This window comes from Rhodopirellula sp. MGV (assembly GCF_002251265.1).
Classification (GTDB): Bacteria; Planctomycetota; Planctomycetia; order Pirellulales; family Pirellulaceae; genus Stieleria; species Stieleria baltica_A.
Map to the genome: position 1 here is coordinate 301,678 of NZ_NPDI01000075.1, position 26,461 is coordinate 328,138.

Annotated in this window: 27 protein-coding genes and 1 pseudogene; 19 read left to right on the forward strand and 9 right to left on the reverse strand. The window is 52.7% G+C overall.

Going from position 1 to position 26,461, the window contains the following annotated elements; genetic code table 11:
• Positions 1 to 461: 461 nt before the first annotated feature.
• The 9 genes and pseudogenes from CGZ80_RS27025 to CGZ80_RS27070 all read right to left on the reverse strand — a co-directional run bounded on the left by CGZ80_RS27025 (position 462) and on the right by CGZ80_RS27070 (position 12,956).
• On the reverse strand, positions 462 to 1,328 hold the full coding sequence (locus tag CGZ80_RS27025) for a DNA adenine methylase (protein WP_094418785.1): 867 nt from the start codon (positions 1,326 to 1,328) through the stop codon (positions 462 to 464).
• Between the two features lie 18 nt (positions 1,329 to 1,346).
• Complete coding sequence (locus CGZ80_RS27030) at positions 1,347 to 2,783, reverse strand: hypothetical protein (protein WP_094418786.1); 1,437 nt, start codon at positions 2,781 to 2,783, stop codon at positions 1,347 to 1,349.
• Positions 2,784 to 3,173: 390 nt separating this feature from the next.
• Complete coding sequence (locus tag CGZ80_RS27035) at positions 3,174 to 6,302, reverse strand: type I restriction endonuclease subunit R (RefSeq protein ID WP_094418787.1); 3,129 nt, start codon at positions 6,300 to 6,302, stop codon at positions 3,174 to 3,176.
• Between the two features lie 166 nt (positions 6,303 to 6,468).
• Positions 6,469 to 8,136: an ATP-binding protein gene (locus tag CGZ80_RS27040; RefSeq protein ID WP_094418788.1), complete on the reverse strand. Its 1,668-nt coding sequence runs from the start codon at positions 8,134 to 8,136 to the stop codon at positions 6,469 to 6,471.
• Positions 8,133 to 9,440 carry a restriction endonuclease subunit S gene (locus tag CGZ80_RS27045; RefSeq protein WP_094418789.1) on the reverse strand — a complete coding sequence of 436 codons (1,308 nt, stop codon included), beginning with the start codon at positions 9,438 to 9,440 and terminating at the stop codon, positions 8,133 to 8,135. Before CGZ80_RS27045 ends, CGZ80_RS27040 begins: the two co-directional genes overlap by 4 nt.
• Positions 9,437 to 9,796: a hypothetical protein gene (locus CGZ80_RS27050; protein WP_143544190.1), complete on the reverse strand. Its 360-nt coding sequence runs from the start codon at positions 9,794 to 9,796 to the stop codon at positions 9,437 to 9,439. Before CGZ80_RS27050 ends, CGZ80_RS27045 begins: the two co-directional genes overlap by 4 nt.
• Positions 9,793 to 11,661 carry a class I SAM-dependent DNA methyltransferase gene (locus CGZ80_RS27055; protein WP_233148704.1) on the reverse strand — a complete coding sequence of 623 codons (1,869 nt, stop codon included), beginning with the start codon at positions 11,659 to 11,661 and terminating at the stop codon, positions 9,793 to 9,795. Before CGZ80_RS27055 ends, CGZ80_RS27050 begins: the two co-directional genes overlap by 4 nt.
• Positions 11,662 to 12,002: 341 nt before the next feature.
• A pseudogene (locus CGZ80_RS27065) lies at positions 12,003 to 12,544 on the reverse strand (RadC family protein).
• A gap of 145 nt (positions 12,545 to 12,689) precedes the next feature.
• Complete coding sequence (locus CGZ80_RS27070) at positions 12,690 to 12,956, reverse strand: hypothetical protein (protein ID WP_094418792.1); 267 nt, start codon at positions 12,954 to 12,956, stop codon at positions 12,690 to 12,692.
• Between the two features lie 96 nt (positions 12,957 to 13,052).
• On the opposite strand from CGZ80_RS27070, the gene CGZ80_RS27075 reads away from it, so the two are divergent.
• The 19 genes from CGZ80_RS27075 to CGZ80_RS27170 all read left to right on the forward strand — a co-directional run bounded on the left by CGZ80_RS27075 (position 13,053) and on the right by CGZ80_RS27170 (position 26,171).
• Positions 13,053 to 13,313 (forward strand): hypothetical protein, encoded by a 261-nt coding sequence (locus tag CGZ80_RS27075; protein ID WP_143544191.1) that lies wholly within the window; start codon positions 13,053 to 13,055, stop codon positions 13,311 to 13,313.
• Positions 13,310 to 13,699 carry a DUF6876 family protein gene (locus CGZ80_RS27080; protein WP_094418794.1) on the forward strand — a complete coding sequence of 130 codons (390 nt, stop codon included), beginning with the start codon at positions 13,310 to 13,312 and terminating at the stop codon, positions 13,697 to 13,699. Before CGZ80_RS27075 ends, CGZ80_RS27080 begins: the two co-directional genes overlap by 4 nt.
• A gap of 24 nt (positions 13,700 to 13,723) precedes the next feature.
• Positions 13,724 to 14,089, forward strand: a complete 366-nt coding sequence (locus tag CGZ80_RS27085; protein WP_094418795.1) for a phosphoglycerate kinase — start codon at positions 13,724 to 13,726, stop codon at positions 14,087 to 14,089.
• A gap of 145 nt (positions 14,090 to 14,234) precedes the next feature.
• The gene (locus CGZ80_RS27090; RefSeq protein WP_094418796.1) at positions 14,235 to 15,059 is read left to right on the forward strand and encodes an N-6 DNA methylase; all 825 of its coding nucleotides are present in this window, start codon (positions 14,235 to 14,237) and stop codon (positions 15,057 to 15,059) included.
• Between the two features lie 76 nt (positions 15,060 to 15,135).
• The gene (locus tag CGZ80_RS27095; protein ID WP_143544192.1) at positions 15,136 to 15,498 is read left to right on the forward strand and encodes a hypothetical protein; all 363 of its coding nucleotides are present in this window, start codon (positions 15,136 to 15,138) and stop codon (positions 15,496 to 15,498) included.
• Between the two features lie 56 nt (positions 15,499 to 15,554).
• Positions 15,555 to 15,830 (forward strand): hypothetical protein, encoded by a 276-nt coding sequence (locus CGZ80_RS27100; RefSeq protein WP_143544193.1) that lies wholly within the window; start codon positions 15,555 to 15,557, stop codon positions 15,828 to 15,830.
• A 204-nt stretch (positions 15,831 to 16,034) separates the two neighbouring features.
• Positions 16,035 to 16,310, forward strand: coding sequence for a hypothetical protein (locus tag CGZ80_RS27105; protein WP_094418799.1), 276 nt, complete (start codon positions 16,035 to 16,037; stop codon positions 16,308 to 16,310).
• On the forward strand, positions 16,307 to 16,624 hold the full coding sequence (locus CGZ80_RS27110; protein ID WP_094418800.1) for a type II toxin-antitoxin system RelE/ParE family toxin: 318 nt from the start codon (positions 16,307 to 16,309) through the stop codon (positions 16,622 to 16,624). The genes CGZ80_RS27105 and CGZ80_RS27110 overlap by 4 nt, the downstream gene beginning before the upstream one ends.
• Positions 16,625 to 16,705: 81 nt before the next feature.
• Positions 16,706 to 17,335, forward strand: a complete 630-nt coding sequence (locus tag CGZ80_RS27115; protein ID WP_094418801.1) for a recombinase family protein — start codon at positions 16,706 to 16,708, stop codon at positions 17,333 to 17,335.
• A 467-nt stretch (positions 17,336 to 17,802) separates the two neighbouring features.
• Positions 17,803 to 18,216: a plasmid mobilization protein gene (locus CGZ80_RS27120; protein WP_094418802.1), complete on the forward strand. Its 414-nt coding sequence runs from the start codon at positions 17,803 to 17,805 to the stop codon at positions 18,214 to 18,216.
• Positions 18,206 to 19,858 carry a relaxase/mobilization nuclease domain-containing protein gene (locus tag CGZ80_RS27125; RefSeq protein WP_143544194.1) on the forward strand — a complete coding sequence of 551 codons (1,653 nt, stop codon included), beginning with the start codon at positions 18,206 to 18,208 and terminating at the stop codon, positions 19,856 to 19,858. The genes CGZ80_RS27120 and CGZ80_RS27125 overlap by 11 nt, the downstream gene beginning before the upstream one ends.
• Positions 19,859 to 20,042: 184 nt before the next feature.
• The gene (locus tag CGZ80_RS27130; RefSeq protein WP_094418804.1) at positions 20,043 to 20,486 is read left to right on the forward strand and encodes a hypothetical protein; all 444 of its coding nucleotides are present in this window, start codon (positions 20,043 to 20,045) and stop codon (positions 20,484 to 20,486) included.
• A 10-nt stretch (positions 20,487 to 20,496) separates the two neighbouring features.
• Positions 20,497 to 21,504 (forward strand): hypothetical protein, encoded by a 1,008-nt coding sequence (locus tag CGZ80_RS27135; RefSeq protein ID WP_094418805.1) that lies wholly within the window; start codon positions 20,497 to 20,499, stop codon positions 21,502 to 21,504.
• On the forward strand, positions 21,497 to 22,201 hold the full coding sequence (locus tag CGZ80_RS27140) for a hypothetical protein (RefSeq protein WP_094418806.1): 705 nt from the start codon (positions 21,497 to 21,499) through the stop codon (positions 22,199 to 22,201). The genes CGZ80_RS27135 and CGZ80_RS27140 overlap by 8 nt, the downstream gene beginning before the upstream one ends.
• 869 nt (positions 22,202 to 23,070) lie before the next feature.
• A complete protein-coding gene (locus CGZ80_RS27150; RefSeq protein WP_233148705.1) occupies positions 23,071 to 23,412 on the forward strand; it encodes a hypothetical protein in 342 nt (113 codons plus the stop codon).
• A gap of 192 nt (positions 23,413 to 23,604) precedes the next feature.
• Positions 23,605 to 24,174: a hypothetical protein gene (locus tag CGZ80_RS27155; protein ID WP_143544195.1), complete on the forward strand. Its 570-nt coding sequence runs from the start codon at positions 23,605 to 23,607 to the stop codon at positions 24,172 to 24,174.
• Positions 24,174 to 24,971: a MotA/TolQ/ExbB proton channel family protein gene (locus CGZ80_RS27160; protein ID WP_094418810.1), complete on the forward strand. Its 798-nt coding sequence runs from the start codon at positions 24,174 to 24,176 to the stop codon at positions 24,969 to 24,971. Before CGZ80_RS27155 ends, CGZ80_RS27160 begins: the two co-directional genes overlap by 1 nt.
• A gap of 2 nt (positions 24,972 to 24,973) precedes the next feature.
• Positions 24,974 to 25,840, forward strand: coding sequence for a hypothetical protein (locus CGZ80_RS27165; RefSeq protein WP_094418811.1), 867 nt, complete (start codon positions 24,974 to 24,976; stop codon positions 25,838 to 25,840).
• Entirely contained in the window at positions 25,833 to 26,171 is a 339-nt protein-coding gene (locus CGZ80_RS27170; protein ID WP_094418812.1) for a hypothetical protein, read from the forward strand. The genes CGZ80_RS27165 and CGZ80_RS27170 overlap by 8 nt, the downstream gene beginning before the upstream one ends.
• Positions 26,172 to 26,461 lie beyond the last annotated feature (290 nt).

Consider the following 26,461-nt stretch of genomic DNA (forward strand, 5'->3'; position numbering starts at 1 on the left):
AATCGTTCAAGATTCGTCGCGTGGTTTGAAAGAAATGCCGAAGCAAGTACTTCAATCACGATGCGATGACGCTACGATCGACCACAGGAAATTCCACGTGATCGCAAAGCGATAGAAGCGGGTGTCGAAAGTCCGATCCGAGAAGGCGGAGCATGGAATTCTCGAACAGGAAGCAAACGAATGGCATGGGACGCCCTCAAAGAACCCTATGCTAATTCGATCTCTCGGCGTGAAGAGGAACAGCGCAGCGGAACGAGCAGATGAGCAATACTTAACATCTTGGACACTTGGTCTTCCATAGCGGACGCCACATTGGCGTTGGTCAGTCGTCGCCCACAAGCCCCAGACAATATGTCCTGAATCAACCTCCTCGACGAATTATCCGGAGCCGACTACCGGAGCACCCCAGCCGGTTGGCAAAGCCCCCATCAGCCTGAAAAGCTGGTCGCGTCACATTCTTGCTAGAAGCATTTATCACCACCCGGTAAATATTCAAAGTTGCTCCGTAGCGACCGACTCCGAACCAGTAATTCGGTTCCTTGTCGTTTATTTTGAGCGGCGTAATTTAATACGATCTTGCGAGGTGATCGAGAACGATATAGCTTTCGAATTAGCTTGGCGTTGTCATATGTTAACACCCATGGATATGTTGCTGTTCCAAGAAGATGTGCAGCGAGCTTTTCGTGCTTTTTCTCGTTAAAGTCGGAATCGTATAGGCGATCAGCTTTCTCAACATAGGGCGGGTCGAGGAAAACAAGCTTCTTCCGTTTGGTACGCTGAACCGAGCACAGGAAATCTAGTCCATCCTTGTTTGAAATTGCGATTCGGTCGGAGAATTCAGAAATCGCACGGATTCGATTTGCAAGCTCAGTGCGGTTGAATCGAACATCAATTTTCCATTTGCCTGCTTGTGCGTATCCGCCGATCGGACCACCACTCGTGATGATCCCTGAACGGTTACACCGATTTAAGAACAAAGTAGAAAATGCAACTTTGAGTTTGCCGTATCGCTTATACGACGAGTAGATTTCACGTTGCTTTCGCCAATTATCAATCGTAACTGGTTCTTTCAGAATCAGGTCGCAAAACTTGTCGGTATGATGCAACAGCGAATACCAAAATGCGTAAATGTGAGGATCACGATCGTTGATCCGAATCGAGTCCACATATTCACCGAGCAACAAATGGACTGCAGCCGCTGCACTTCCCGCATACGGTTCGACAAATTCCGATTCGGCAAGATCGTTGAGTTCGAGCACCTTACTAAGGAATGGAACGAGGCATGTCTTGCCGCCTGGATATCTGAGCGGTGATAAGGAGTTCCGCATCACTAAAGTCCGGTATTGCTACGAATGTTTTCGGTACAGAATTGCAACTAGCGGACGTGTCCGATTCGCAATGTCTTCAAGTTGCTTTGGGTTTGGTGTTTCGTGCCGGTTGTGTGCAAAGCCGTCCAGTGCAGATAAGCAAACGCCGGTTGTTTTGTCATCTACGAATCGATCCAAAGCTCGTCTCGCGGAAGCTTGAAGGGGAAAGTCCGCTGCGGGGATATCCTTGACGATAAACCGCAGCATCTGCGGAAGACTTGGCATCCAGTCTGCCGGCTTCTGTCCTTTTTTATCGACTTTTGTCAGCAAATCCTTTATGCGACCTGTCGAGTCGAGGTACTCGGCAGCAAGCATATCGAGTAACGACCGGTAAAGCATCGCGACTGAATTCGGGTTCCGTTGGTAGTTGACTTGGTTGATTTCCTGAATGATCGCTGAGATCCGTGGCACATCAACTTCTAGAGTCGCATCTTTAGGCAAAATTGCGATTTTCGCAGATGTTCCATTTCCGTTGGGCTTCGTTTTGGTTGGTTTCTTCTTTTTGGCAACACCGGACGCAGTCGTTGGTCGCCCCCCTTTTGGTTTTGGCTTAACGGACTTGAGATTTCCAAGATACTTCTTCATGTCCTCCGTTTTCTGCAAGCTACGGGTGGTAACTTTCTTTTCAGCTACGTCCGTTACTATCTTCCCTAAAGCTTTGCGAAAGTCGTCAACTTTTGTGTTGATCTTCCAACCAGCTTTTTCGTCGGGCTGTAGCCCTAACCATTGCCGGCCTTCCGTGCTTTCGGCGACTCTCTGCAACACGCTGAAATTGAACTTATTCGGGTTTTCAACTGTCGATTGGACGTCAGGCTTCAAGTCCAACGACATTGCCATCGAATAGAGCTTCGCATCCCGGAAGCGTCGTGAGAATTCCTCCGGTTTGAACCCCATGTCGCGGGCGATCTGCTCGGCCGAAAAGCCTTCGGCTACCATCGTTTCTATGTAACGAGCTTGTGCAACAGGGCTCCAACGTTCGATGCTTGCCTTAGTATGTTTACTCAGGATGATCGGTCGAGCTGCGACACGGCTTGGAGCGACAACACACCGGACTGCGGTCGGGATGCGTCCCTGTCCTTCTTGTTTGAGAACTTCAAACTTCGACTTCTTGGCGACTGGCGCAAAGGAAGGGTTGCTCAAGCATTTAATTGCGGCCGTCCGTCGATTCCCCTCCAGCACGGTGTATTTCCCGCCGCCATCATTAACTACGACCAAACTCTCTGTCGGGTAAAACCCCTGACCAACGATATCACGCGCAATCTTATCGACATTGCCGTGCTCGATCATCTCCTCACAAATCGCGCGTTGCTCGTTGTTCGGGCTTGGTGTTGTGAGACGGGGGTTCTCCGGATCGAGTCGTAGATTGGTGATTTTGATAAACTTGTGCGGCCAATCTGAATATGAAGTGTCCGTCATTTGTTGCCCAAGATGCTGAATCGTCGATGTTTAGTAAGTTTGATCCAGATTTTAACGCTTCTTGACCATCCGCGTCACACTCGCGCATGGCGATCCTACACAGCCCTATCTTTTCCATGATTGCACCCGCATGCACAGTGTAGAGTCGAGCGGAACCTAGCCGTTCACTGCCAAGTCTGGTCATTCTGGCGGCTGCGCTGGAGCATGCTGGCGGGGGTGTGGGGGGGGTGCTGAAACAAATTAAGACGCATGCTCTCATTCCGCGCACTCACTTGCGATTGCCCTGCTTGCGATGGGAGTCACAGAAACTGGAGCGGCTCCGGCGACCGACCACGGAACACAATGACTTATCAATGCTTTGCAACTTGACATAAAGTCAGATCCTTGCGGTCACGCCGCTCCGTCTGGTAATGTCGGCTCCGATTCTCTCAGGGCTTCATATAGCTTCGAAGGACCGATCAAGATATCGCGCAGGCCTTCCTGGACGGTTTGCGAATTGAGGGCCTGGGTACTCATCTCGGTGTGGGCGTCTAGGGCTTGCATTACAGCGTTTAGGATCTCGGTCCTCAGGTCCGGTGAGTTGGCGAATTGCTCTTTGGTGTTGTTGCGGGCTTGCTGCTGTAGAGTTTCGGATTCGAGCAGCTTGCCCTTCAGGACATCATTGACGTAGACCAGTTTGTCGTTTTCGGTCAGTTCGCCTTCAAAAAGGTCGTTTACCTTCTCGATGATCTCGGACAGGTAGGCAGTTTGCTTCTCGCGGACTTGTCCCGAGCCGGCGGCAGACAACGGCTCCAGCTGCGGCGTTTCGCCTTCGCGGAGGTTCATCTTTTGCTTGCCACGGTTCTTGAGATTGTGGTGCGTCAACCGCACTTCCGACAAATCGACGCCTTGCCGCTCGCGTCCAAACTTCAGCAAACGAATGAGGTGCTTGTAAAAGATCGCCCGTTTTTCGAGATCGCTGTTTCCGTAGTCAAAAATCTGAGAGAGAAATGTGTACACACGGAGGTAGCTGACCATGTCACCGCGGAATAGAGTCAGGGCGTTCATGGTGTCCTTGGCGTCTTGTGCAGCCTTCTTGTTTTCATTCTCGGTTGCCGTCTTGAATGCTTCCTTTGCCGCTGCGTATTGCTTTAGCATCCGATCGGCGACTGGAGTGATCGCAGCCTCCAGTTGGCTCTGCTTGGCTTTCGGGTTGAGTTCAACCGCGACAACCCGCTCGACTTCGTGATCGTCGTAGTAACCGGTCGCATCCAGTTTGGTGCGGAGATCCAAAACGATGTTTGGATCGGTTGTTCCCGATAGTTCAGCGGTTGCATGATAAGTCTTGAATGCCGCTAGGATGTCTTCAGGATCATTGACGAAGTCCAAAACGTACGTCTGATCCTTGCCCGGATGGCACCGATTCAACCGGGATAGCGTTTGCACGGCCTGAATTCCGTCCAATCGCTTGTCGATATACATGCCGCAGAGCAATGGCTGATCAAATCCGGTTTGAAACTTGTTGGCAACCAGCAGGATCTGGTAATCCGGATCATTGAATGCGGTGCGAATATCGCGGCCATCCAGTCCGGGGTTCAGTTCTTTTGTCGATTCCTTGAAGGGATCGGGACCGGATTCCTTGTCGCTGACTTCACCAGAAAAGGCGACGAGCGTTTTCATCGGATAGCCACGGTCTTTGATGTAATTGTTGATCGCCAGTTGCCATCGGACCGCTTCCAATCGGCTGCTGACAACAACCATTGCTTTAGCGCGACCGTCCAGTAACGGCGCGATCGTTTCGCGGTAATGTTCGACAATGATTTGGACCTTTTGGGCAATATTGTATGGGTGCAGTTTGACCCAACCCATGATTCCCTTCATCGCGGCCGAACGTTCAACCTCAGCGTCCGACCATTCTTTGCCGCCACTGGCCAGCTTGAACGCCAATTTGTACGACACGTAATTCTGCAGCACGTCGAGAATGAAGCCTTCCTCAATCGCTTGCCGCATCGAATAGACGTGAAACGGCTGGGGAAGATTATCGTCTGACGCCGGTTGATTTGGCTTGGGACGCCTACCGAACAACTCAAGCGTTTTCGGTTTGGGCGTCGCCGTGAATGCCACGTAGGTGATGTTTTTATCGTCGGCGCGGGCCTGCATCTGTGCCGCCAACATGTCTTCGCTGCTGATCTCATCGCCATCATCGAGCTGTTGGCGTTCTTCGGTCGACAGCAACTCTTTCAGTTTGGTCGCCGCTTCGCCGGTCTGTGAACTATGGGCTTCATCAGCAATCACAGCGAATGCCTTGCCTTCAGTTGCCGTCAATTCTCGCACAGCCTCCAGAGCAAACGGAAACGTTTGAATCGTGCAAACAACGATCTTCTTGTCTCCTGAAAGAGCCGTCGCGAGCTGGGAACTCTTGCTGCCCTTCTTGCTTTCGATCGTCGCAACGACACCTTTCTTTCGTTCAAACGCTGCCAACTCTTCTTGCAATTGACCATCGATGACATTGCGGTCCGAGATCACGATAACGGAATCGAAAACCTTTTTGTCGTCGGCATCGTGCAGGTCCGCCAAAAAGTGCGCGGTCCAAGCAATCGTTTTCGTCTTTCCAGAACCGGCGGAATGTTGGATCAGGTATTTGTGGCCGGGGCCTTCGCTGAGTACCGCAGCACGCAGCTTGCGAGTCGAATCCAGTTGATGAAAACGCGGAAAGATGATCGTCTTGATCTGCTTCTTCTTATCCAGTTCGGTGACCAGGTAACGACCCAAAATTTCCAGCCACATCTCGCGACCGAAAATCCGTTCCCAAAGATACGCCGTTTTATGGCCGTCAGGATTGATCGGGTTGCCGGCTGCGCCATCGTCGCCTTGGTTAAACGGCAGGAAGAACGTTGTGTCTCCCTTCAAGTGCGTGGTCATCCGCACTTCACTGCTGCTGACCGCGAAATGAACGAGGGCACCGCTCGGAAATTTTAGCAGCGGCTCGGCGGATTTGCCTTTCGGCTCTGGGATCCGATCAAATCGATACTGGTCAACCGCGTCATGAATGCTCTGCGTAAAATCCGTTTTCAGCTCGATGGTGGCAACGGGAATGCCATTGAGAAACAGCACCAAGTCAATGCTGTTCTCGTTGTGCTGGGAATAACGCACTTGCCGGACAACACGCAGCCGGTTCGCTTGGTAGCGGGCCATGATGTCCGGGTTCATTCCTAAAGCCGGCTTGAACTCAGCCATCCTGATGCCCCGGCGCAGGCCGAGCACATCGAAGCCGTTCCGGATGACGCTCAGCGTTCCCTGTTTATCAAGGCAATCACGCAACCGCTTCAGCAGGCTAGATTCAGCATTTTGGCCATGGCTTTTCTCCAGCTTGCCCCAAGCTTCCGGCTGCGTCTCCTTAACCCAAGCCACCACGTCTTCCGGGTAAACCGCAAGAGGGCGGTCGTAGTTCGCTGCGTCCCCATCGACGTAGAGCCAGCCATCCTCGGCAAGGTGCTGACAAATTTCGTCTTCGAAGTTAATCTCCTTGTGCAGGCTCATCGAAGGTCGCCTTCCTCGGTGTCTGGCTCAAGTGAGTTAGAAAAGCAATTTTGCGGCAAGAGTGTGACAATCCCCAATGCACAAAACCTCGGAAATCCAGGCATATCCGGTCGGAGTGCGACAACAATGCGGCAATAGTGTGACAATTTACATCGGCCGTAATGAGTCATCTTTTCTTCTCCGCGCGGGCAATCCAGCGAGCTCCAGAGCCCATGCCTTCGGGCGCTGCTTGTCCCTTTCCTTTCAACGACCGGAGCAGGTTTCGCACTTCACGCTTCGGCAGCGAAGGCAAAACCTGGGCGAGTTCATCAAGACTCGCTCCGGCTGGCCCGCTTTCGTCAATGTGCTTCTTCAGCAACGCCAAATTGTGCTCACGATCGAGCCCTTTACGGCGTGTGTAGTCAGCAGCCTTGCCGACGAATTCGTAGAACTTGCGGGAAAGCATGAACGCACGGCCTTTGCCTCGTTCGATGATGCCCAAGTCGATCAAATTGCTGATACGACGTTCCGCCTCTTTGGGCAATTTCTCGCCTCGGCTGGCCGCCGACATTAATAGCCAATCATGCGTGTGAAAAGAGGCGGTCGTTTCGTTGGAGACCTTTTCAACAAAGCGTATAAACGCGGGATCTTGAACGGTGCCGTGCAGCGTTAATCCGACTTGATACTGGTCGGTACGTGAAAACTCCGGTGCAGGTTTGCTTTGCTTGATCAAGTCCTCGTAGATCAAGTTCATTCCTTGGCCCGAGCGTTCGACCAGCCCGCAGCGCGTCAAAATCTCTGCGATGCGACGGTTGCGTGGGTTCTGGCGATCAAGAATGTTTTCGAGTGTGATCCCAACCGGTAAGCCGCCGGGACTATCAATCTCCAATCGCCGTGGATACTGGCGAATGAAGATGCTGCCACCAAGTTGGTAATCGCGGTGACTGACCGCATTCAAAATTGCTTCCCGAACAGGCCGTTCGTTGAATGTCGAAATCGGCGTGACGAACAGCCCCTCCTGAAAATCTTGCTTATCGTTTCGCAAGTTGATCTGCTGCCAGAGTTCATCGTAGTAGCTGAAGAAACCACGGCGAAACTCTTTGCGATCCTGTGCGGGGCCGGAGGCATCCGAGGACCGATACTCAAACACGATCTCCGCCGCCGCAAGGTTCCTCGACAATGCCCGGTTGGTACCGAATAAGATCAATCCCGCATAAGTGACTTTACCGTCAACGATGGCCCCCACATCTTCCAGCAATTGAGCATCGTCGAGCGACCGCACACGGCGAGCCTGTTCCTGGTCTTCTGCTTTTTCGGCCTTGGCGATCCAACGCTCGCGAAAATTCTCGATGGCTAAACCATCGAGATCGCCTGGCGTTACACTCGCACAAACATCAGCCGAGAAATCGTGCCCGCTCTCCGAGTAGATGCGTCGCAAGCGATCATCGCTCATCTCGACAAGGCTGTCTTCTTTACGAACCCAACGATGGCCATCGTGTTGAATGGCCACGCCCACGGGACGTGATGGAACCGAGAAAACAAGAACTCGGCTGTCCGGGGCACAGTCGGAATGATTGATTTCTTCAAAGTCGATTCCCAAAGGAATCCGTTCACAAAGTCCCTTCCGAGTACGCTCAGGCTGTTGAAACGCTTTCGAGCCGACGATTTGTCGAGGGCGCTCATCAGTCACGCCAAGAATGATTTTCCCGCCGCCTTCATTGGCCAACGCCACACAGTACTTCGTCAGTTCTTCAAAGTGAAAGTTGGATCGCGCACTCTTAAACTCCAGGTTTTCGCCTTCTTTGCCACGAATCCATTCCTCCAAAGCGACGATGCGTGATGGATCAGCCGTCATGCAGCAGCCTCTTTGTCTGCAAATCCTCGAACGTCGATTTTGCCGGTGACGGCTGCAGAGATAAGGGCGGTGCGGCGTTCTTGGAGAAGTTTGATTGCTCGTTCGGCTTCCGCAATTAACAACTTACTGGTTTCCTTCACTCGACTCGCTTCGGTAAGTATGTTCTCCTGCTCACGGGGCGGCGGGATCAGCATTGGAATGGTGAGAAGCTTTTCCTTCCGTAGCTTCATTCGTCCGACGCCTTGCTTAATAAGCCACGGAGACAGGTCCTTATGCTCGAAGTAAAGTGAAGCCCATTTGGTTGAGCACTCTCCTTTCCCGCGGATCAGATGGGCGTGATTGTTGACGTTGAATTTCCCTTTAACGTTCAAACTCATGGAGTGGGTTTGGTACTTTAGAAAATGGTCTCCATCTTCTCCGAGCAAGAAGTATTCTCCTTCAACAACAAATCTGTTTATCCGTGAAAGCACACCGGTTGGACCGTAGTACGGATAGTCACCTGTGATTTCCAATCTGGTCTGTTTGTCAATTGGCGTTCTCAATGTGTTGTGGACATCGCAGGCATAACGAAAGGTTTTCACCTCCCAGTGTTCCGGAACATCGCCGAGACATTCGATGCCGGAGGGTTTCATGGGCGCATTCGGATTCAGGCCTTTAGTGACGGCATGGCTGATGACTGCCTGACGCTTCTCCTTCAGCAACTCGATCAAGCGACGCTGCTCTGATACCAAAGAGTCGATCTTAGCCGTTTCCGAATCGAGGAACGCCGCGATCGCTTTTTGCTCGTCAAACGTCGGCTTGGGAAGCCGGTATCCTCGTAACCTTTCGCCTGTCAAGTGCGGGATCGTGTTTGGATTGGAACTCGCAAGGAAAACTTGCATACTCGTTGCGAATCGCATTACGTAGTAGAAGTACCTAACATGTTCAGTTTCATCGATTGGGCGTAGTCGGTGAATGGCTTTCTGAAACGCCACCTTACCACCCTCGCCGTTCCAAATTGCGGTTCGTCCAATTTCGCCTCCTTCGCAAATGAGCAAATCGCCCTGATTAAGAGTGAATCGTTCTCTTTCCGATGGCTCAATATCAATAACAGGCAGGGCTTCGGCATTAACTTGGTCCCACTGCACATCGACGTTCCGTACGTACGGTACGGGATGCATGCCAGTCATTTTGTTCTGGTCGAGCATCTTACCAAGGACTTGTTCGTATCGAGCGTACAACGGGGGCAAGGACCAGTGGTCTGGCAACTCAGCGAACCAATCCACGCCGCTATCTTTGTAGGCTTGATAAGCCGGAAAACTCATTGCTGCTCCTCAAGGGATGACTCCAATTTTTCATCACCCCACATGTCACGGTAGGCGAAGATGTAGGTCGCCGTTGCTTGCGGATCGATTATCCAGTAATACTTGCAGAGCCGCCAGAACAACTCTAGTCCAACCGGATGGGCCGCGGCATCGAGCAGATGGTCGAGCGAACGTTCAATTGCCGCGATGTCTCGGCTTTGCGCGCGAATCAATTGATCCACGATCGAACGCTGTGATTCCGCGAGTTGCAGGTGTAGCTCGCTGATCTGCCCCGCCAGACCGTTGACCGATTGAATGAATTGCTCGTAGGTCATGCCGCACGCGTCAGACCGCATTGGTTTAAGATGCTCTGTCACTGCGACAACTCTCCGATCATCTGAACGATGCGGTCGGTGACACCTTTCAGTTCTTTATCAATCTCAGCCAATTCACGCGGAGGCTTAAACACATAGAAATGACGATTGAAGGAGATCTCGTAACCGATCTTCGTTTTCTCTTCGTCGATCCAGGCATCCGGAACATGCGGCTTGACCTCTCGCTCGAAGTAATCATGAATGTCGTCGTTGAGCGGTACCTCCTCGGTATCTCGTAGCTTTGAATCCGCTTTGGGCTGGCCTTTGTTTTTTCCTCTTGCCTCCCGCACGATCTTGCCGTCGTCGTCCAATAGCGGTCGTTCGACTGTGATCGTTTGATAGCCAAAGTCTTCGTTCTTGAAGATCCGACTCATAGGAACGGGCGGGTTGCCGGATGGAGAGGTTCCATCGGCCACCATTTTACCGCTGACCTTTTTGCGGCTTTCCTCGTCAACGTAAACCTCTTTGGCTTCGCCGAAGAGTCGTGTGATCTCGCTGATGTGATCGTCAGAAAGCTCTTTGCGTTTGCTGCCAAGACTTTTACGCATCTTTTGCCACATCGCACTGGCGTCGATCAGTTGCACCTTACCCTTGCGATGCTTCGGCTTTCGGTTGCTGACGATCCAAATGTAAGTGCTGATGCCGGTGTTGTAGAACATGTCGGTCGGCAAGCCGATAATGGCTTCCAACAGATCGTTCTCCAGCACGTAGCGGCGGATCTCGCTTTCGCCGCTTCCCGCTCCACCGGTAAACAGCGGTGAACCGTTCAAAACGATCCCGAAACGGCTTCCACCGTCTTTGGTCGGTCGCATTTTGCCAATCAAATGCATCAAGAACAGCAGCGAGCCGTCGCTGACGCGCGGCAATCCCGGTCCAAAGCGGCCGTTATATCCCTGCTTCTTGTGTTCGTCCTTGATTGCTTTTTGGATCTTCTTCCATTCCACACCGAACGGAGGATTGGAAAGCATGTAATCGAACTGCTTACCCGGCAGACCATCATCGGACAACGTGTTGCCGTGAATGATCTGGCTGATGTCCTGCCCCTTGATCAGCATGTCGGCTTTGCAGATCGCGTAAGACTCGCCGTTGAGTTCCTGGCCGTACATGACCAAACGCGCGTTCGGGTTTTGCTCGGCCAAGTGTTCCTGGGCAACCGACAGCATACCGCCGGTTCCCGCAGTCGGATCATAGAGTGATCGTACGATGCCAGGCTTGGTCAAAGCGTCGTCATCTTCAATGAACAACAGATTGACCATCAGCCGGATGACTTCGCGGGGCGTGAAATGCTCCCCGGCGGTCTCGTTGCTGATCTCGGCAAATTTGCGAATCAGCTCTTCGAACACCGTCCCCATCTGCTCGTTGCTGATCGCATCGGGATGCAAATCGATCCCGGCAAACTTTTCAGCAACCAAGTAAAGCAAGTCCGCTTTGGCCAATCGCTCGACCTGGACATGAAAGTCGAAACACTCAAAGATGTCGCGAACCGCCGGCGAAAATGCCTCCACGTAGCTGAACAGGTTCTCGGCGATGTTGTCCTGGTCGCCCATCAGCTTTTTGAAATCGAGCGGCGACGTGTTGTAGAACAGCAAGCCCGACTTCTTCAGCAAGAACGGTTCCGGATTAAGCCCCGCGGCCTCTCGCTTTTCTTTCTCTTTGAGGACGGCTTCCTTGGTTTTCTCCAATACGCAGTCCAATCGCCGCAACACGGTAAACGGCAGAATCACGCGTCCGTATTCTGACTGCTTGTAATCGCCACGCAGCAGATCTGCGACAGACCAAATGAATGAGGAGAGATTGGTTTGGTTGCTGGGCTGCCGGTCCATTGGCGCAAGTGGCTCATCATCTTGAAGGCTAGCGATCAAATTCATCGTGTGTGCTCCGCATTCGTTACTAACCCTATCGGTCTAGCGCAATTCGCGCAAAACATCAACCGATCTGAGCACGTTACGGATGCGGGGCCACCATCTTAACCCAACGCCCGAAAAGCCGGGAGTCATCACCGCTTCATTCAAAAAAGCCGGACTTGCGAAGTTTCTCGGAAATCCGTGTCGGCGTCGCGGCGAGCGGAAAAGGAAACGGCGAGCTGGCTGACAGGAGTTGGCATACGCCCACGCTTGGAAACGCAAATATTCGGCTGTTTTGCGATGGTGTTCGAAAGAAGCTGCCACGGCCGTTCTCCACCGATTGCACAGTCGCATAGGTGTTGAACTTATCCGTATTCGCGAATGCTGACGCACCCTTCTCGGGCGACCACAACGTGATCCAAGACGGTGATCCCGATCATCGTACCAACTTCTGTCAGTCGGTCCGTTACCGTCCGGTCTTCTCGCTCGGAGTGGGATCGCCAGATGGATGATTGTGCACGAGCAAAATGGCACTGGATGAATCTTTGATTGCGGGGCGGAAGACTTCGCGAGCATGAACGAGTGAAGCGTCAAGTGTGCCAACCGTAATCAGATGCGAGTCAATCATCCGGTGTTTGGTATTGAGCGTGACCACGTGGAACTCTTCCTGAAGTCCCTCGGCGATCAGCCTCGCAAAGTGAACCCTGCAAAATTCCGCCGCAAGTGCCGGCGAAGTGATCTTGGTGTTGTAGTTTACTTTCGGTTCGGCCACGCGTTTTCCGAGTTCGATACCGGCCATCAGTCGGCTATACGCGAGATCCGTCAATCCCAACTCCGACTTTCCTGCTTGAGCAATCTCGTGAATGCTCTTGTTCGCGACACGAGAAAACTGCGTCCGCAGAACCATCGACAGCAATTCCTGATCGCTTTTCTCTCTCACTCAGTAAGAGTGCCACAAAACTCGTATTCTGATCAAGCCTCGAGTGCTGCGTAGGTCCTAGCACTTTCCATTGTCAACGGTTGCTGAAAGTGTCGAATCTATTTCTGCTCTCTTAGATCGAGGGATCACACCCCGTGTTGCGTTGATCCATGACCAGTCGACAAGACGCTCGGCAGAATTCACGAGCCATTTGATCGTTCAGCAAAAACACAATCTCGCCATCGGTCGACACCCGCAGCGGCGGCGGAAACCCAACTTTAGGTAGCCACTCCGCCAAGTCTTCGGCATGGTCGGCCGCGTCCTCGTACTGCCCCAAAGCAAAGGCTTCCATCATCGCGTTGAATGCTTCGGTCGGATCCATCACCGAAAAGCAAAGCATCGATCACAGCTTTGTGTCAACCAATTCATGTTCCCTTCGTTTTTTGAAACCCGCCATGTCGGGGCAAACGGGTTCAACAAAACGAAAGGAACAACCATGACCGACGTAAGAAAACCAATCGATACCATTCGCCTTCCCGGCGGCCTGAAAGCCACCATCTGGCTCAACACAACGGAGAAAGGCAAGACCTTTGCCAGCACCGAAATCTCGCGGACCTACAAGACCAAAGACGGCTTCGGGGACTCGCACAGCTTCGGGCACGACGACCTGCTGAAGGTCGCACGCCTGGCCGAGATCGCCTTCGATCGCATCACGCAAATCAAAGCGGCCGAGAAAGCCGATGGCGGTGCCCAATGATCCGCCAGTCCGATCTCAACCAATTCACGGGTTCTGAAAGTTTCTTTCAGCACCCGCTGAACCGCAAAGTGGTCTACACCGAGGGCGTCCAGTACCTCGCCCAAGAAGCAGGAGCCTACTGGCTGATCGATGCGATCGCATCTTGGCTCGGAAGCGACAAACATCGCACCGCCGCAGCCAAGGATCCGCGGATCGACTATCTGCACTTCTGGACGCTGAAGCGCCAAACCGGCGGCGGGGCCCGCCTTGTTGCCAAGGCCGACTCACCGGATGAAGCGTTCATCGTCCAGGACATCGAGTTCACCGACTTCCCGCTCGACACCGTCGACATCTGGGTCGGCTTCGATGGATCGCGATGGACCCTGTATCTGCCGAGTGAACACTAAACAACCCAAGCGAAAGGAAACACCATGGGACTTGATATGTACGCATGCATCACCAGAGAGCATCCAAACCAACCGGTGGACTTCACCGTCACCGAATACACGGAGATCCACTACTGGCGAAAGCACCCGGACCTCCATGGCTGGATGGCCGATCTGTACTTCGCCAAAGGCGGGACAAACGCCGACTTCAACAGTGCGACGCTCGCCCTTACACCGCGTGAACTCGATCACCTGGAAACGGCTGTCAAAGCCGGCTCGCTCCCGGAAACCTCCGGGTTCTTCTTCGGTGCTTCGATCGGCGACGAAGCCGAAGGCGATCTCGAATTCATCGCCAAGGCAAGAAACGCCATCGATGAAGGCTACACGGTGTTTTACGACTCGTGGTGGTAACCACGTCACAACGCGTCAACGGAATTGCCCGTTGACGCACCACATAAAACCGTGCCAATAGTGGCACGCTATGACAACGAACCAATGAAAGGGCGAACCGATGACACGCACAGCAGGACCAGCCCGCCCGAAAGCGTAGGGCGACATGGCAAAAGAGCAGTTTTTTCTAGCAGCCAGCAAAGGCATTCTCAATCTCATTGACGCCGCCGCCGATAAGGCCGGCCTCAGCCGCGGACAAGCCTTCGACGACTTTCTCACCCTCGTCCGCTGCAGTCTCGCCGGCCAAACCATGGAAGAAGAATATCTCGCCACGGTGCGTAAAGGCTACGACAAAGGCGAAAAAGGTAAGCGCGGCATCGATCTGATCGTTCGAGCGTTCGCCGAACTCGTCAATGCAATGGAAGAAACCGGCCAAGATATCCTGGGCGATATCTTCACCGGCGGCATCACCTACGGCGAACGAGGACAGTTCTTCACACCCGACGGTGTTGCTCAACTGATGGCCGACCTGACCCTCAGCGATAACGACAATAAAGAACGTCGAACCATCAACGATCCCGCCTGTGGATCCGGCCGCTTTCTGCTTGCTGTCGCGAAGAAGCATCGCAACTGTGAATTCATTGGGCAGGATGTCGATCATCGCTGCGCCCAGATGACGGCCATCAATCTCGGGCTGAATGGACTCTATGGCTGGGCCGTATGGCAAAACACGCTCACACTCGAATGCTACCGCGTGTACAAGATCGGTCTAAACCTGACCGGTGGCGTAATTCGCGAGGTGAAACCGGAAACCTCGCCGTTCTACTACGATGCCGCCAAATCTCAACGCTCTGCGGCTTCCGGTAAGCCAAGAGCGAGCAAAATCGAGCCAGGCAGAAACGAACAGAAGCAACCGGCTTCTTCCGCAGAGACAAACGAATCCGATCGACCGAATCCATCATCCGGGGCATCTCAACTCGATCTCTTTTGAATAGCAAGCAGGTGCCCCCTTTCTGTTGCCGTTCATGTGTTGGATGAAGAACGGCAAACAAGAAAGAGGGGACAGCATGGATTTTGACTCGAAACCAAAAGTGATACGAGACGAAGGGTATCGAAATCTCAGGGCTCGACACGGCCATGCGAAAGCGGGCTATCGCATCGAGCAGATGGCCGACGGAAGCTTTCGCGTTTCAATCCGTGTGGCCTATGGTGTCGGTGACTTTCACGGTTTCGGTTCACCGCGTATCGAAATGAAAACACGCGACGATTGCGTACAAAGTTTCCTTGATGCCGCTCGAAACCATTTTTCAAAGCTATTGACGGGCAGCGTCGTGACGGACAGGCAACGGACGTCTCAAAAGCAGATGTTAAGCCTTCCCGATGCCGGGTTGTTCGGGTTCCTCGAACCCGATCCGGAAGAAGCCCCTTGAAGCAGCAAGCCATCGCCCTACTTCAATGGGCGCTTCATCAACACGAAAGGAACACCATGGCACACAACGCACACGAATTTCATCCCGTCGACGTTCTCTACGATGGTTCGCTATCGGCGAGTATCTATCGCGGTGTCGACCGGCTCGGCCCGTTTTACTCCGTCGAATTCAATCGATCGGGATCGATTGACGGTCGCTTTGTTACGACAAAGCTCTTTCGCCAAGAGCAATTGCTCGCGCTTTCGCACCTGTCAAAACGCGCCTACGATCGTGTCGCCCACCTGAAATTTGAAGACGCCAAAGCGGCAACGCCGAAGCCGAGCCTGAACTGATCAAAAGTGTTCATTTTGGGGTGGGTCGGAATCTGCAGTGAAAAAAACGCAGAATTCCGTCACCCCAATCGGCTTGCTTTGTGTTCGCTTTGGGGTGTACCCCAAAACGTCCATACTTAGCGGCCGAAGTGTTCAACACCCACTCCCCAATGTCTTTGCTATTGCCAGAAGCTGTGTGTTAAACTGTGGCGAAGGAGCTACGTCATGAATATCGAAATTTCAGATCAATCAACCCGAAGCATCGAGAAAGCACTCGGGACAACGGATCCCGTGGTGATTTCTCGGCTGTTTGAACGCATTGTCTCCGACGAGCAGCTCCTGCAATCGTACCTGGTGGAAGACCCAACCGACGATGAGCTACGTCAAAGCCTGGCGATGTGTGATCGTGGATCACAAGAAATGGAAGAAGGGAAGGCGCAACCGGCCGACGAAGCCCTTCGAAAGATTGCTCAGAAACACGGCTTGAATGTCGATCGATGAAGTACAGCGTTCATGTTGCCGACGGAGCGGTTGCTTCTATCGACGCTTACATCCACTATCTCGCCATCGAACAATGTGCTCCCCAGGCGGCCGAGCGAGTGCTTTCCCGGATATGGGCTGCAATCGACAATTTGAAAATGTGGCCACGTCGTTGCCCGAAAGCGATTGAGGACCAATACCGCGATTACGAAATACGAATGATCGTCGTAGCTTCGATCGTCATGCTTTTTCGCATCGACGATGACGCCCAGGCGGTTACGATCATTGCATGCCGACATGGAAGGCAGCGTCCGCGGGAGGATCTTCCGGAATAGACGCCGGCAAAACGATCTCATCTCAGAATCGCAGCGATTGCTTGAAAAGCTTTCTCGATTACTGCTACCATTGCTTTGAGAATGCCTCAAAGCGATCATCATAATCACCAAGCGAGCATCGCTTGCTATATTCGTGTTTCGACCAGCAGTCAGAACAGCGACGCTCAACGGACGGGAATCGAACGTTGGCTGCGCGGACATGGATTGGGTTCCACTACGGTTCGTTGGTTTGAAGATAAAGAGACCGGAAGAGATCTCCTCCGGCCAGCTTTTACTGCACTGCAAGAGTCCATTTTTATTGGCGACATTAAGACGGTTATTGTCTGGCGACTGGACCGTCTTTCACGCAGCCAAAAAGACGGCATCAACACCCTTGCTGATTGGTGCGACAAAGGCGTTCGCGTCGTCAGCGTCACGCAGCAGCTCGATCTCAGCGGCGCCACCGGCCGATTGATTGCCGGCGTTCTCTTCGCAGTCGCCGAAATGGAGCTGGAAGCCATCAAAGAACGACAGGCAATGGGTATCGCCGCGGCCAAAGCAAAGGGCGTTTATAAGTGCAATGGAGAGCGCCGCCGCGGCTATCGCAAAGCCGATCGCGACAAGGTGCTTCGCCTTCGTGATCAGGGGCGAACAGTCACATCAATCGCCCGTGAACTCGGCATCGGCCGGACAACCGTCTACAGCTACCTTAAAGAATCCGATCCGCGATAGGCTGGTTAATTGCTGAATGCCAAGGTGAGCGAATCGTGTTATCGTCATATAAAGTAACGTCTTCTTTTTCCTCTTGCCCAGCCCGCCGCAGGCGCACGATATGGAAAGTGTCCATTGGTCGCGACGGTGTATCCGAAGCCGTCTCCGGTAGTGCGGACGAACTCCGTTCGCAGCGTTGGCAAAGCGTCGTGTAAGCGACGCGCACTCGGCGCAATTTGAAGTTGCATTTTTTGTTGACTCAGGGTCACCCCCTGTGGCTAATTCGGTAGTGATGACTAGCCAGATATGTTTTTGTGACACTGATACTCATGAACGCTGCGCGTCATAGAGCGTCACAAAAACAATCTGGGTCATGGGTCACTGCGTAGCCCCCCGACACCCCCTCGCTAAACGTGGCGCCGTTTAATCACGCATGAGCCACGTCGTTGCCGTGGCTTGTCGGGCCTTATGGACAAGAGGAAAACAGAATGCGCGACGTACCTGATTTCGAAGAGCCCCGTCCCGAACCGCGGCCGCAGCTGTATGGCCGGCCGCGGATCGATCCGGCCGAGCGGCGAACCCGCCCGTTGCGTGTCTTCTTAAACGAAGCCGAAGAACGCCGGCTTCGTGAAGACGCTGCCACAGCCGGCATCAATCGGCACGACTATATCCGTGCCTTGATAGCCGGGCACAAACCGCAGTCTCGCGCCGGCGGTCACTACGACCCGCGGTTGTTGCACGAGCTCAATGCCATCGGCAACAACCTTAACCAGGCTGTGCGTGATGTGCACGCCGGATCCAAACGCCAACGCGATTGGGAAGCCCTCCGCGAATTGCTGGAAGACGTCATTTTAAGAGTAGCTCTTGGTCCCGAAAGCGAGCAAGACGGCAATGTTCATTGAACTCAATCGATCTTACAGCTTCCGAAAGGTCTCGCAGTATTGCCTGCACGACGTAGACGCCCAAACCAGTGACCGCGTCGATTTTGTAGAAACACGAAACCTGGCGACACGGAATCCGCAAGCGGCTTGGCGGATTATGGCGTCTCGTACGTACGTCCAGAGCGAGCTCAAGGAGAAAGCCGGCGTCAGCCTCGCCGGCCGCAAAGACGGAAAAGCGGTCGGACACATGCTGGTCAGTTGGGGACGGGATGAGGCCGATGCCCAGAAGCTGGACCGCGCCGGCATGGTCCAATCCATCGAAGGCGCTTTAAAAGCCATCGGCGCCGATGATCGCCAAGCGATGATCATCGCCCACAATGATACATCGGACCGCAATCCCCATTGTCACGTGATCATCAATCTGATCGGTGACGATGGACGGCTTTTAAAGAGCTACAACGACCACAAAAAGCTCTCGCGGTTTGCGCTCGAAGAAGAGATCCGTATCCATGGCCGTCCCATCGTGCAAGAACGCAACAAGCGATGGCATGACCGCGATGCGGGCGAGACGCCGGCACCAATGAAAAAGAAACCCCGCCACCAATACGAACTCGAAAAGCAGGCCGAGAACGACAACACCGCAGCCCCCAAAGCTCAGCGGTTGCTGGAACAGCAAAAGACATTGGAGCGTGAAAAGGCCCGGCAATGCGATCGGCACCGCCGGAACCAAGAGCGATTGCGATCGATCATGGAAGAACGGGAGCGACGCATCAAGCTGCAAACAGAAGCCCTTGTGCGACGATCCAAAACCAATGCCCGCAAGGCGTATGACCAAACTTGGCGAGACCTGCACGACGATCAACAAGCCGAACGCCAACAGTTCGAAGAGAATGAGAAAAGCATCCGCGGTTCCATCGAGAACGGTTTGCGTATGGTCGATTGGTTCAAGCTCTTTCATCGCCCCCGCGATACTGGTGCCGATAGCTTAAAAACTCTCTTCCAAACGCTGACCCAAGAGGCGAAGCGACGGGAGATCCTTGATCAGCGGCAGCAATCCGAGAGAGACAAGCTCCGCGCGGAACAAAAGAAGCTGGAGCGAGAGGCCGAAAAGATTGCGAAGCAGCACTACGCGGCGAAACTCGAGCAAGTCCGTGACGACTACGTACTCAAAGCCGAGAAGATGAGGCAGCGGCAGGAACGTAGCACGGTGGAGTTGAAGAAGTCGCAGCAGAACATTGCCCAACAACGCAATGAACTACTAAAACAGCAACGGGAGCAAGAACAGGAAGCAAAACGCAAGCTTGTGCTTCAGCAAAAACTGCAACGGGAGTTTGACGACGCTGCAAAACGCGAACAAGAGCAGACCGAACAGGAAGCCGGCGATACAGATCAGACCGATCAAAGCAGCACCGACGTTACAGTTCAGCCGAAGAAAAGTCGTCGCGAGCGAAAGCCACGAGATCCGAACACATCCCGCCGCAGGCGAGACATCGAAAACCGTGAACAGGGCGTATCGAACGACAATAGGCAAGAACCAGATGCTCAGCAGCAAAGCGTTTCGACGCCGGAACTGGACCAGGAAGCTCAAAGACAATACGAGGAACAGCTTCTTGACTACCTGAATCAAATAGATCGTGGGCACGATCTTGATTTTGAGCATTGACCCTACCCAACGCTACACATCAATTTTCTCTGGAGATGACAGTAGCTCGATCCATCAAAGCCACGAGCGGGTCGGTGATAGCATTTGCCATCGTTGCAGATGAATGCCTGACGCTTCCGTTGCATGACCTGCCTGTCAAAACTATGATTGCAGAATCACTCACGTTGTGTTGTGATAGTGCACAATGTTACGGGAGAAGTTCACAAGCGAGTATTTTAATGAGCTGGCGGCTCGGCCGCATCATGCGAACTTGATTGAAAACTTGAGAGCACTCGACGAAGTCTTGGCATTCAATCTGCACGAAGAGTTCTTCGTATTTCTTAACCCAGAATCGCGATGGGTAGAAAATCCTGAGAAGACGGAGGGCGAAATACAAATGCTGATCGATTTGCTGGCAGCACGGCTGGTCACAGCGTCAACCACGGAAGCTCTTACATTGGTGTGGAATAAGATCACAGAGCACAGGAATCGGTGGCGTGAAGAGTTACGTGAGGGAAAGGTGAATCGGGAACAGCGTCGCGATTTGATACTGGGTTCGGCTGACTTACTCGATCTAAGGGGCGTTGTAACTAAAACCAGCTATGATCTGAGTTGTCGGAAAGTTACTTTGGAACTTGGCGCCGAATAATCTTAGGTCCATGAAGTCATTGTCGTTCCTTTTTGCGAATTCGTCTTGGCGTAGCAAGCTCTATATATTCCATCTTTGGTCAACAGCGGCGGTCGCCAGCATTGCAATTGCCGCGTTTGTCTTCGGTGCTGCGAGGAGCTTGTGTGCAGGGCAGATGGTCAGCCTGGCGATTGTCGCTTTATTTCTTGTTTGCAGAAGACGTCCGCATCATGACTTGCTTTTGATGCTGAACTTCCTGCAGGCGTCTACTATTTACCAGGGCGTTCAGTTAAGCGAAACTTTGAATGGAATATTGGTGGGGTTGTGGTTTTTGTACTTGGCAGCATGGTTTAGAGTCTCAGAACCAATAGGGAAGAAAGCAACGTTTCTGATTGGCTTGGTGTTTCTGGCACTGGCTTGGTTTGCTGTATATGCAGGGATTTTTAGAGGCGGCATGTCGGGTTGGATTCGAGATGGTTCGATCGGGAAAATCAACGTCTCAGATAATGGCATTTATGCATATTTTTCACCGTTGCATGTTTTTGGCTGTGTTCTGCATGGAATCCTTGTCGTGTTTGCATTCGACTTTTTCGCGAATCGCAGCCGATACTACCGAAAACTCGAGAAGATAGGTCGCGAGGGAATGCTGCAGTTAGCAAGCGGCCCACTGTACGAAGAGCGCCTGAAGGACTTAAAAGATTTTGAGAAGCTTCAGAATGTCAGTTTTAGCCAAGAGTTTTTCTTTCACGTCTTGCCTACTAGTCGATGGAATCCAAACCCACTATCGCCAACTGATAATCCTATGCGGCGAGCGATTGAGCAGTTCGCGTGCGAACTGGCAACCGCAAGTAGCTTAGCATCACTCACCATTCTAAATCGCTCATTAGTGTGCTATCTGGGAAGCTTGCGGAAAAAGCAGGCATCTGCTGGTCTTAGTCAGGAAGAGCGGAAGGACATCAAGTGGGCAGTGTCCGCGAGCCATCAGTTGCTTGGGTTGGTCATAAAGTACCAAAATGAAGTGCAAAAAATTAATGAATGAGGAAAACCAGCATACTTTGGATTGTCGGCATGTCGCGGAGATCTTTGGCAAACTGTCAAAGGACACCAACATGAAAACTCGTGAAGCGTTGGACATGCTGAAGGAATTGCCCACCGTTAGACAGCACTACAATCGGCACGTAAGAAAGTTGGCCGAGGAGAACGACAACGTGCGCGAATGTGGACTGATTCGGGATGACATAGAGTTCTTGCTTGACACATGGATTGTCTTGCACCTAACAAGCACAGGCCTTGGGAATGATGAACTCGACGTGCTCGAGCAAGTGAAGCAAATTGTCGACCGTGCCGTTGACCATCAGTTTCATGCCGCCTTTACTGACATCAGTGAGTTCATGGAAGGATCGCATCTGGAAAACGCGTATCTCGGTTTCGTGATAGCCCTAAAGGAAACGGGAGATACGTGGGTCCGTCACATCCTTGACCCCTTAGAGCGTTTCCATCTTCAGCCAGTTCGCATGGATGTATTCAGGCCACTTTATCGGGCACGAGCCGATGGTATTGACAGAGAGCAGTTGCTCGAAATCGTCACAGGTGTTGGTGAGTGGAATGGAAAGCTATGGAAAACTAAAGTGTCCCAACCCATTGCACGAATGCGACCAACGCTAAACGAGCATACTTTGGAAATCGCCAAGACCGCAGACGATGAGATCTACGTTTTGATCGAATTCACCGGGTAGAAAATACGATTCGAGGAAAGAGCCAAACTCTCTACTAAACTCGTGGCTGCAATATCCTCGACCGTTCGAATTTGATCCCTTCCAGACGGAAGCGAGACCTCATTTTACCGCGGGGGCATTTTAGATGTTCCTGCTTTCGATCCGCTAGGGTCCGCGTAATAGCTATCGCCGTTAGGTCTTCCGTGACTTCGAATTGGGGCGAGGCGACTTCTTTTTTAGCGGTTTCCGAATTCGAAACCGCATCTTCGCGTCACGGTACAAATTCGCCCGTCTGGGAAACGGTTTCCGTCGTTTAGCGTGACCGATTCTAGGCTTCCGTCAGTGACTTTGAGCAACCTGGATTGAAGTCGCAACCGGTTATGGTCCGGCAGATCTTTGATCGCAATAGACCCCAGCATGAAATCCCAAACTGCCATTGAGAATATATGCCGTGCAACTCGGTGCTCAGCCTGTCAGTCAACCGTATACATCGTTTCGTTATCGGATCAACGGTGTGTCGTTGAGTGCATGATCTGCGGGCGCACGGAAACGATCGAAATCCCAACGAATGCGTCAACTTCTCTCGCCGCCTCCTCCCAACCCAAAGACGAGACATGAACCGCGATACTGAGCAACGACGGTGTGTTCGCTGTGGCGTCTACTTCGATTCTGATTCCAGTTGGCGTCTTCTCCGTTTGTTCCGCCTGGGAAGCAGCGAGCGGCACTGCAGTCGCTGCCGAATTTTGGCGACGTATCTAGCGGAGGGCGGTTCAATCCTCCAGGAGTGTATCACTGAGCAGATCGCAACTCCCAATCCCTACACCTCGCCACTAGACGACAACAAAGAGCAAGATCTCATTCCAGAGACTCTCAGCATGGCGTCGGAGTGGATGGCAAAGTTTGCAACGCGCATCGACGCGATTTTTGTGTTGGTTACGGCGCCGCACCTGTTCATTCTGTTGGCCTTCGGATTGGTCGACCTTATCCCTGAGATCTTCCCAAATTTTGTCGCCCAATCAATCAAGTGGGTGTTTCGTACATTTACCGATCCGTATTTGGAATGGCTGATCGGAGCTATGATGTGCTTTGCTGTGGTGGCCGGAATGTTCGCCTATCGTTTGGCGGCCGGCAAGCTCATTGATGAGTATTTAGTCTTACAACGGCGACTTGTATCCGCTGCGCTTTGGCTGACCGAGAGGTCAACATCTTCAAGCTCAAGGGGCGATGCGTGAACAAGTTCAAATCTGTCTTCTCCGGATTACCGCCACCCTTCTTCTAACTGGCGAACTGATTCGTCGGCTTCCTGCGGTTAGCTCTGCAGGGGCCAATCTGAATTCGCGGCCGCGCCGCGACTGTCACGTTTGAAAACGGCTATCGCCGTTGATCGCTACCGGTACGCAATCACCTTTCATTTGGAAAACAAAATGACCAGACGTTCCCGTCAAATGCAGATCCTTGCAGATTTGAGTCGACCTAGCAACGAACGCTATCCGTCGTCGCAGTACAGGTCGGTAAATCCTGACAGCGGACTGCAGAATACGCCGCAGCTTCAAGATGATTCGAACCCCGTTCGACGATTCATGCGCCGCTTGGGACTGAGTCTCCATGATCGCTACATCGAGGACGTTCAGCACCACGAAGAAGCTGATCGCTTCACGCATCACCAGAAGGCAGCAACCCAGACGGCGAAGCAAGAGGTTGATCATCGTCAGTTTGTGTTCGATGAGCGACAAGCACTGCGCTCTCGCAATGTCGCTGCATCGACGGGCCTAGCAACCTTCGTAAAGTCCGCACGCATGATGCGGTTGCTCACCCAACGCATCGACGAATGGCTGACCGAAAAGAAGGCCAGCACGGGCAACCCTGATCTCTACGTCACTTTCGAACGAGAGTTCAAAGCGATGCACCAAAAAATAATGGCCAAGTATCGGCACAATGCCGTTGGCCCGGATATTGATCCCTATGAATTCGAAGACGAGGAGTTCTTTGGCTAATGAACATTTCAGACATCTTTACTCCAGTCGATTCCAACGCCGGAAGGCGTTGGACGCTCACCTGTGCTGGGATCGGTGGTCTCGTCGGTTTCGGCCTGGCGACTGAGCGAGTAATCGAATCGGCGACTGCCGCAATTTTGGTGCATGCATTTCTGAACGGCAAATTGTCGTTGGTGAAATTGAACCATCACATCAATATCGATTCAGAGAGATCCCAAGACGAGACTTACGTACTGCAGCAGACTCCGGCAGAAGCAATGCATTACTACCGTACCGCGACAGGAGACGCATCGTCTGTATCCAAGCTGGCAGTTTCGTTGAACGTATGCGGTCGCTTTGTCGATCGCCGCGAGGCCCTGGATGCCCTGCTGCAACATGCTCGCATGGCATGGCAAGCAAAGCTGGAGCCAATCAATTCAGTGGCAGCAACTCTGCCGATGCTTGGACTGCTTTTCACTTTGCTCGGCTTAACGTTTGCGATGGGAGACATCGGTCAGGCCATCGCAACGATTGACATCGAAAACATTGCTTCCATCTTCGATATCCTGCCGCTCTTTGTTGGCGTTTTCAAGTCGATGGCGTTCGCAATGGTGACCACGTTCGAAGGTCTTGCAACTGCGCTCTATTTGCGTGGACACATCGACAACACAAGCAATGCGCTCGAAAGGCATCTTGCGAATGTCGAACTCGCAATCCGCATGCTTCCAATGGCATCGTTCAATGAAGCGGATGAACAAGAACCAACATCGGACCAGGCCGATGATATCGCTTACCAAATACTTCAGGAGGGGATTTGAGCATGCGTTCAAAACAAAAAAATGAAGGTGGGATCTTCACGGTCCTGCTCGACCTCACCTTCAACATGGTGGGAACGTTAGGGGTTGGCTTGCTCATGATGATCCTGATTTTGGTCCTGGTCATGGCAGCGCTCAGCAATGCCGAGGAAGAAAATCGTGGTCTCCATAGAACCATCGGTGGATTGGAAACCAGAATCAAACGACTCAGCGGTCGCCCCCTGACACTTGTGGTCTGCATCGATATTTCTGCATCGATGGATGACGAGATCCGAGCACTTACTGCAGCAATCGATGCTACAAGTGTGTTTCTTCCGGTATCCAGTACGCGTTTCGAGTTGTCGATTCTGGCGTTTCGGAAGGGCACGGTTGCCAAGCTGCCGTTGATGGAAATTAAGAAAGGCGAGATTGATGGCGGCCGCTCTCGGGAACAGGCGATCGATTTCGTCAAGTCTTTGTCGGCCGAATCGTCTCCCACAGAGCACCGCTCGGTCGCACGTGAGGCATACCGAGAGTTCCAACGCGCTGACCCTGAGTTTGCCAAGGATCGGCGAGAGTTATGGGTTTGGATCGGTGACGTCTTTACCGCCGAACTCGACTCTGACTTCGAGTCGTATTCGGATGCGGAGCGTCACGAAGCGAAATCCATTGTTGCGGCTATCAAGCGATGGGCAAACACCGGCGGCGATCGACGGGTTCTCGCTTTCTTTTCGGAAAAATCTGAAGCCAAAACGTCCGCGGTCACGGAGGAGAGTCGGGCTTGGTTCAAGGCACTCGGCGAAGTCAACGATCGATCGGTGTTCGAGACTGAAATCTCACGTTTGCTGGTAGCAATCAAAACCGCTGTCTTAACGGAGGACTCTGATGACTGATGACACCATTTTACCATCTGGCGAAATTCATCTTGCTGGCCCACCCTCGCGGCATCGAGGGCGGCGGCGATCCAAGAAGCCAACGAGCCTGATCGGGTTCCTGACGTTTGGCTTGGTCCGATTCATCATCAAGGGGATGTTTTGGAACGCAGCCACCTTCGGAGGAGCAATTGCCGTTGCCGCCATCATCTACTTCTTCAAATCCCAGATCTTGCTTTGGGCATTCGGAATCGAAGTAGGTGACGTCGGTGCCATCGTTGGCGACCTTTCCATTCGTGATTGGGCAAGCAGAACGCTCAGAGAAGCGATTCATCGTGGACGCGGAGGTTAAGAGCGATCATTGCAGCCCCCGTGCTTTCGCCACAGACACATGGCCCTAACTCACTGTTTTCCCACGTTTGCGGAGACCATCTCGAAATGAACACCAATTCATCAGAACCACTTTTTGCCTTCTTAAGGTCGACAGGAATTTCAATCGCATGCGGATTCGGGTTCCTTTATCTACGCGATAACTACGCTTCGAGCGAAGCTAGACTTGCCGGGCTGTTTCTCGGTTTCGTCGCGGTCCTCGCGGCAATGACGGCCGGCATCTCGCTTATCGTGCTACTTGCGGGTTTTGCA

Excerpts from the sequence above, each read along its gene's own strand:
- CGZ80_RS27025 (WP_094418785.1), bottom strand. The coding sequence starts at position 1,328 with ATGCGGAACTCCTTATCACCGCTCAGATATCCAGGCGGCAAGACATGC.
- CGZ80_RS27030 (WP_094418786.1), bottom strand. The coding sequence starts at position 2,783 with ATGACGGACACTTCATATTCAGATTGGCCGCACAAGTTTATCAAAATC.
- CGZ80_RS27035 (WP_094418787.1), bottom strand. The coding sequence starts at position 6,302 with ATGAGCCTGCACAAGGAGATTAACTTCGAAGACGAAATTTGTCAGCAC.
- CGZ80_RS27040 (WP_094418788.1), bottom strand. The coding sequence starts at position 8,136 with ATGACGGCTGATCCATCACGCATCGTCGCTTTGGAGGAATGGATTCGT.
- CGZ80_RS27045 (WP_094418789.1), bottom strand. The coding sequence starts at position 9,440 with ATGAGTTTTCCGGCTTATCAAGCCTACAAAGATAGCGGCGTGGATTGG.
- CGZ80_RS27055 (WP_233148704.1), bottom strand. The coding sequence starts at position 11,661 with ATGAATTTGATCGCTAGCCTTCAAGATGATGAGCCACTTGCGCCAATG.
- CGZ80_RS27070 (WP_094418792.1), bottom strand. The coding sequence starts at position 12,956 with ATGCTTTGCTTTTCGGTGATGGATCCGACCGAAGCATTCAACGCGATG.
- CGZ80_RS27075 (WP_143544191.1), top strand. The coding sequence starts at position 13,053 with ATGACCGACGTAAGAAAACCAATCGATACCATTCGCCTTCCCGGCGGC.
- CGZ80_RS27080 (WP_094418794.1), top strand. The coding sequence starts at position 13,310 with ATGATCCGCCAGTCCGATCTCAACCAATTCACGGGTTCTGAAAGTTTC.
- CGZ80_RS27085 (WP_094418795.1), top strand. The coding sequence starts at position 13,724 with ATGGGACTTGATATGTACGCATGCATCACCAGAGAGCATCCAAACCAA.
- CGZ80_RS27090 (WP_094418796.1), top strand. The coding sequence starts at position 14,235 with ATGGCAAAAGAGCAGTTTTTTCTAGCAGCCAGCAAAGGCATTCTCAAT.
- CGZ80_RS27095 (WP_143544192.1), top strand. The coding sequence starts at position 15,136 with ATGGATTTTGACTCGAAACCAAAAGTGATACGAGACGAAGGGTATCGA.
- CGZ80_RS27100 (WP_143544193.1), top strand. The coding sequence starts at position 15,555 with ATGGCACACAACGCACACGAATTTCATCCCGTCGACGTTCTCTACGAT.
- CGZ80_RS27105 (WP_094418799.1), top strand. The coding sequence starts at position 16,035 with ATGAATATCGAAATTTCAGATCAATCAACCCGAAGCATCGAGAAAGCA.
- CGZ80_RS27110 (WP_094418800.1), top strand. The coding sequence starts at position 16,307 with ATGAAGTACAGCGTTCATGTTGCCGACGGAGCGGTTGCTTCTATCGAC.
- CGZ80_RS27115 (WP_094418801.1), top strand. The coding sequence starts at position 16,706 with ATGCCTCAAAGCGATCATCATAATCACCAAGCGAGCATCGCTTGCTAT.
- CGZ80_RS27120 (WP_094418802.1), top strand. The coding sequence starts at position 17,803 with ATGCGCGACGTACCTGATTTCGAAGAGCCCCGTCCCGAACCGCGGCCG.
- CGZ80_RS27125 (WP_143544194.1), top strand. The coding sequence starts at position 18,206 with ATGTTCATTGAACTCAATCGATCTTACAGCTTCCGAAAGGTCTCGCAG.
- CGZ80_RS27130 (WP_094418804.1), top strand. The coding sequence starts at position 20,043 with ATGTTACGGGAGAAGTTCACAAGCGAGTATTTTAATGAGCTGGCGGCT.
- CGZ80_RS27135 (WP_094418805.1), top strand. The coding sequence starts at position 20,497 with ATGAAGTCATTGTCGTTCCTTTTTGCGAATTCGTCTTGGCGTAGCAAG.
- CGZ80_RS27140 (WP_094418806.1), top strand. The coding sequence starts at position 21,497 with ATGAATGAGGAAAACCAGCATACTTTGGATTGTCGGCATGTCGCGGAG.
- CGZ80_RS27150 (WP_233148705.1), top strand. The coding sequence starts at position 23,071 with ATGGCAAAGTTTGCAACGCGCATCGACGCGATTTTTGTGTTGGTTACG.
- CGZ80_RS27155 (WP_143544195.1), top strand. The coding sequence starts at position 23,605 with ATGACCAGACGTTCCCGTCAAATGCAGATCCTTGCAGATTTGAGTCGA.
- CGZ80_RS27160 (WP_094418810.1), top strand. The coding sequence starts at position 24,174 with ATGAACATTTCAGACATCTTTACTCCAGTCGATTCCAACGCCGGAAGG.
- CGZ80_RS27165 (WP_094418811.1), top strand. The coding sequence starts at position 24,974 with ATGCGTTCAAAACAAAAAAATGAAGGTGGGATCTTCACGGTCCTGCTC.
- CGZ80_RS27170 (WP_094418812.1), top strand. The coding sequence starts at position 25,833 with ATGACTGATGACACCATTTTACCATCTGGCGAAATTCATCTTGCTGGC.